The sequence below is a fragment of the Paraconexibacter sp. genome (assembly GCF_041602235.1).
In the GTDB taxonomy this organism is placed as follows: domain Bacteria; phylum Actinomycetota; class Thermoleophilia; order Solirubrobacterales; family Solirubrobacteraceae; genus Paraconexibacter.
Genome location: NZ_JBFIGP010000313.1, coordinates 1 through 4,150, shown reverse-complemented (window position 1 = coordinate 4,150; position 4,150 = coordinate 1). Strand labels below are relative to the sequence as shown.

The window sequence follows — 4,150 nt, the reverse complement described above, 5'->3', positions numbered from 1 at the left end:
GATGCCGGTGCGGCGGGCCGTGAGCAGGGACCCGATGTCGTGCGCGAGCGTCACGTCGCCCAGCAGGAGGACCGTGGGTCCCTCGCTCATCGCCGCGATCCCGTAGGCGGTGGCGATCGTCCCGTCGATCCCGTTGGCGCCCCGGTTGGCCAGCACGCGGGGCGGGACGTCGCGTGCCGGGGCGAAGGTCTCGACGTCGCGGATCGGCATGGAGGCGGCGACGACGAGCGTCGCTTCGCCCGGGAGACCACCGACCAGTTCGCGCGCGACCAGCGGCTCGTTCAGGACGGCGGCGCCGTCCCCGTCCCCGGCGATGGTCGCGGCGATCGCGGCGCCGGCGGCGTCGTCCGCCTCGCGCCAGGACCGCATCCACGCCTCGTCCGGCCGGACCCTGCGCTCGCGGACGGCCCGCGCGAGGGCGGCCAGCGCGGGGGCCGGAGGGTGGGGGAGGACGAGGTCGGTCACCTGGTCGGGGTCCTGCCACGATCCGGTCGGATCCAGGCGGACGGTGACCGCGTCGAGCCCCGCGAGCCACGTGCGCAGCGGCTTGGAGGTCGGCAGGTCGCCGACACGGAGCACGACCGAGGGCGCCTGCCGGCCGGCGAACGCGGGGTCGCGCAGCAGCGCGTCGTAGTGGGCGATCGCGTGCGGACCGCGACGCGCACCCGACAGGGGGTCGGCGAGCAGCGGCCAGCCGGTCTCCTGCGCGAGGGCCTCCGCCGCGAGGGCCAGTGGGGATGGGGAGCGCCACGCCGGACCCACGACGGTCTCGTCGCGGCCCAGCACGATCACGCCCTCCGGTGCGGCGGCCAGCAGTTGCGCGGGGCCGGCCAACGCGGAGACCGGGTCCGACAGGGGCGCCGCGACCGCAGTCCAGGGCCGACCGTCCGCTCGACCGCCCCCTCCGGGCTCGGACTCGGGCAGGGGCTCGCCGAGCACGAGGGGCTCGCGGAGCGGCCAGTTGAGGTGCACCGGACCGGGCCTGATGCCCCCGGCCTCGGCGACCGCCCGGCACCCCAGGGCGCGGATCCACCGCAGCCGCTGCGGCGACGCGTCGTGCACGCCGACCTCCGCGAACCAGCGCACCGCACCGCCGTAGAGCTTGATCTGGTCGATGGTCTGGCCGGCGCCGTTCCCGCGCAGCTCGGGAGGCCGGTCGGCCGTCAGGACGATCAGGGGCACGCAGGCCTCGTGCGCCTCGATGACCGCGGGGAGGTAGTTCGCCGCCGCGGTGCCCGACGTGCACGCCAGCACGGCCGGGTGCCCCGTCGCCTTCGCCATGCCGAGGGCGAGGAACCCCGCGGAGCGCTCGTCGATGCTCGAGATGCACGGCAGGCGCCCGTCGCGGACGAGCGAGAGCACGAGCGGCGTGGAGCGGGAGCCGGGTGACGTCACGGCCGCGCACGCCCCGCTGCGCACCAGTTCGTCCACGAAGGCGCGCAGCAACAGGTAGGTGTCGGCGGTCGTGGTCATGATGGTGCGGTGACGATGGTGCTCCTGCACGGCTTCGCCGGCTCCGGGGCCTCCTGGGACGCGGTCCGGACCGCGGCGGGCGGCGAAGCCTATCCGGCCCTCGCGCCCGACCTCCCGGCGTGCGGCATCGAGGGCTGCGTGCGGTTCGTGCTCGATGCGGCTCCACCGTCGTTCGAGCTGGCCGGGTACTCCCTCGGCGCGCGCGTCGCCCTGCACGTCGCGCTCGCCGCGCCCGAGCGCGTGCGCCGACTCGTACTGGTCGCCGGGACGGCGGGACTCGAGTCCGAGGAGGAGCGGTCGGCGCGGCGCGCCGCCGCCGACGCGCTCGCGGCGCGGCTCGAGGGGGGCGGGGTGGAGGCGTTCGCGGCCTTCTGGTCGGCGCAGCCGCTGTTCGCGGACGACCCGCCCGCGGTCCGCGCGGCGCAGGAGGCCGAGGTGCGCTCCCGCGACGCGTCGACGCTCGCGGCCATGCTGCGCGCGCTCTCCCCGGGCGTGGTGCCTGCGGTCTGGAGCCGCCTCGGGGAACTGGGCGGCGTGCCCGTGGACGTGATCGCCGGTTCGCGAGACCTGAAGTACGTCGCCCTCGGACGTCGCCTCGTCACGCAACTGCCGGACGCTCGGTTGCACGTGGTGCCGGGCGCCGGGCACGGACTGCTGCGGGAGGCACCCGCAGCCGTGGCGGCGGTGCTCACCCAGGCCAGTGGATCCCGAGCCCCGGGCCCTCCGGGACGGTGATCGCTCCGTCGCGCGGCAGCAGCGCCTCGGGCATCGGGACGTCGAAGGCGTCGAGGGTCGCGAGCCCGCACGCGGTCTTCAGGTTGAGGGCCCCCGCGACGTGGACGGCCGCGGCGATCCCCAGGGGTCCGTCGTAGGTCGACGCCAGGTACGCCTCGCCGCCCGCCGCGCGGACCAGGGCGGCCTGGACCGCCAGCGCTCCGATACCGCCGCAGCGTGAGATCTTGAGGCACACGGCGTCGGCTGCGCCGGCGCCGACCGCGCCGGGCTCGGCGGCCGTCTCGTCCATGGCGATGCGGACCGCCACCCGCTCGCGGACGGCCCGCAGCTCGCGGATGCCGTGCACCGGCTCCTCGACGAGCTCCAGACCGAAGTCCGCGAGCTCGCTGATCGCCGCGATGGCCTCCTCGACGCCCCAGGCGCCGTTGGCGTCGAGGCGGATGGCGAGCCGGTCGCCGCCCGCCTCCCGGACGGCACGGACGCGGGCGAGATCGTCGCCGACCCCCACCTTGACCTTGACGCACTCGAACCCCGCGGCCGCGGCCGCGGCGGCCAGGTCGCCGGCGGTCTCCGCGGGTTCTGCGCCGATCGTCGCGTTGACCGGCACCGCGCACGCCGCGCTGTCCGTGAGCAGCGCCGCGACCGGCCGGCCCTCCCGGCGCCCGGCGCGATCCCAGAGCGCCATGTCCACCGCGGCGAGCGCCTGCGGCAGATCGACGAGCCGCCGGCATGCGTCCATCAGGCCTGGGCCGGTGCGGTCGGGGGTCCGGCGCAGGACGTCGGCGTACGCCTCCATCGCGGCGAGGACCGCGGCGAACGGCACCCCGTCGTAGGGCTCCAGGGATGCTGCCTCACCGCGCCCGACGACGCCGTCCTCCCCGCGGATGCTCAGGAGCAGCACGGTGCGCGTCGCGACCTCGCCCCAGGCGGTGCGCAGGGGCGTCCGCAGGGGCAGGTCGACGCGTTCGACGGAGACGTCCATGGGCGCCGACGAACCTACCCCACCGGGGTGGGGCACCCGCGGACGTTCCGCGACGACAGGCTCAGCTGAGCAGGATCCCGCCCGACAGCAGCACGCAGAACACGAGCTGCACCATGCCGGTGCGCGCCAGGGCCTCGTTCAGGGTCGGCCCGTCGGTGTGGGTGCGCAGCGTCCGGACCAGGGGGACCGCGAGCGGCAGGGCGAGCAGGACGAGCAGCAGCGCCGGTCCGAGGGAGCCGCCGATCCACGGCACGAGCGCCGCGGGGAACGACAGGTAGACCATCGCGGCGAACAGGTCGCGGCTGCGCTGACGACCCAGCCGCACGGCGAGCGTGCGCTTGCCGACCCGCTTGTCCGTGTCCATGTCGCGGACGTTGTTGACGACGAGGATCGCGCTCGCGAGCAGCCCGACCGGGACCGCGAGGGCGAGCGCCTCCCACGGCCAGGACTCGATCTGCGCGAACGTCGAGCCCGCGACCGCGGCCACGCCGAAGAAGAGGAAGACGAAGACCTCGCCCAGTCCCTCGTAGCCGTAGGGCCTCGGGCCACCCGTGTACAGCACGCCGGCGATGATCGACAGGACGCCGACCACCAGCAGCTCCCAGCCGGCCACCGCGACCAGGTAGACCCCGCACAGCACCGCGAGACCGAAGGTGACGTACGTGGCGACGAGCACCTGCTTCGGCGGGACGAGGCCCCCGGCGGTCACGCGGACCGGACCCAGCCGGTCCTCGGTGTCCGCGCCGCGGCGGGCGTCGGAGTAGTCGTTGGAGAGGTTCGTGCCGACCTGGATGAAGATGGCGCCCAGCAGGGCCGCGAGGAACGTGCCGACGCGGAGATCGTCGGTGGCCTGGACGCCGAGGCTCGTCCCCACGAGGACCGGCGCCACGGCGGCGGGGAGCGTCCGCAGACGCGCCGCCATGACCCAGATGCGGACGGGGCTCATCAAGCCCGCCGCGG

General features: G+C 75.8%; 4 protein-coding genes. 1 reads left to right on the top strand and 3 read right to left on the bottom strand.

Annotated features, from left to right (window positions below; genetic code table 11):
- On the bottom strand, window positions 1-1,473 hold a 1,473-nt coding region (gene menD, locus ABYE80_RS17805), incomplete at its 3' end, for a 2-succinyl-5-enolpyruvyl-6-hydroxy-3-cyclohexene-1-carboxylic-acid synthase (RefSeq protein WP_372791647.1).
- 15 nt (window positions 1,474-1,488) lie between these two features.
- On the opposite strand from menD, the gene ABYE80_RS17800 reads away from it, so the two are divergent.
- Complete coding sequence (locus ABYE80_RS17800) at window positions 1,489-2,208, top strand: alpha/beta fold hydrolase (protein WP_372791649.1); 720 nt, start codon at window positions 1,489-1,491, stop codon at window positions 2,206-2,208.
- Here the strand turns inward: ABYE80_RS17800 and ABYE80_RS17795 are convergent.
- Together ABYE80_RS17795 and ABYE80_RS17790 are read right to left on the bottom strand one after the other, a co-directional pair.
- On the bottom strand, window positions 2,162-3,190 hold the full coding sequence (locus ABYE80_RS17795; RefSeq protein WP_372791646.1) for a mandelate racemase/muconate lactonizing enzyme family protein: 1,029 nt from the start codon (window positions 3,188-3,190) through the stop codon (window positions 2,162-2,164). The genes ABYE80_RS17800 and ABYE80_RS17795 overlap by 47 nt on opposite strands.
- Window positions 3,191-3,251: 61 nt before the next feature.
- Window positions 3,252-4,136, bottom strand: coding sequence for a 1,4-dihydroxy-2-naphthoate polyprenyltransferase (locus ABYE80_RS17790; protein ID WP_372791648.1), 885 nt, complete (start codon window positions 4,134-4,136; stop codon window positions 3,252-3,254).
- Window positions 4,137-4,150 lie beyond the last annotated feature (14 nt).

Coding starts and splice junctions, on each gene's coding strand:
- ABYE80_RS17800 (WP_372791649.1), top strand. CDS start 1,489: ATGGTGCTCCTGCACGGCTTCGCCGGCTCCGGGGCCTCCTGGGACGCG.
- ABYE80_RS17795 (WP_372791646.1), bottom strand. CDS start 3,190: ATGGACGTCTCCGTCGAACGCGTCGACCTGCCCCTGCGGACGCCCCTG.
- ABYE80_RS17790 (WP_372791648.1), bottom strand. CDS start 4,136: ATGAGCCCCGTCCGCATCTGGGTCATGGCGGCGCGTCTGCGGACGCTC.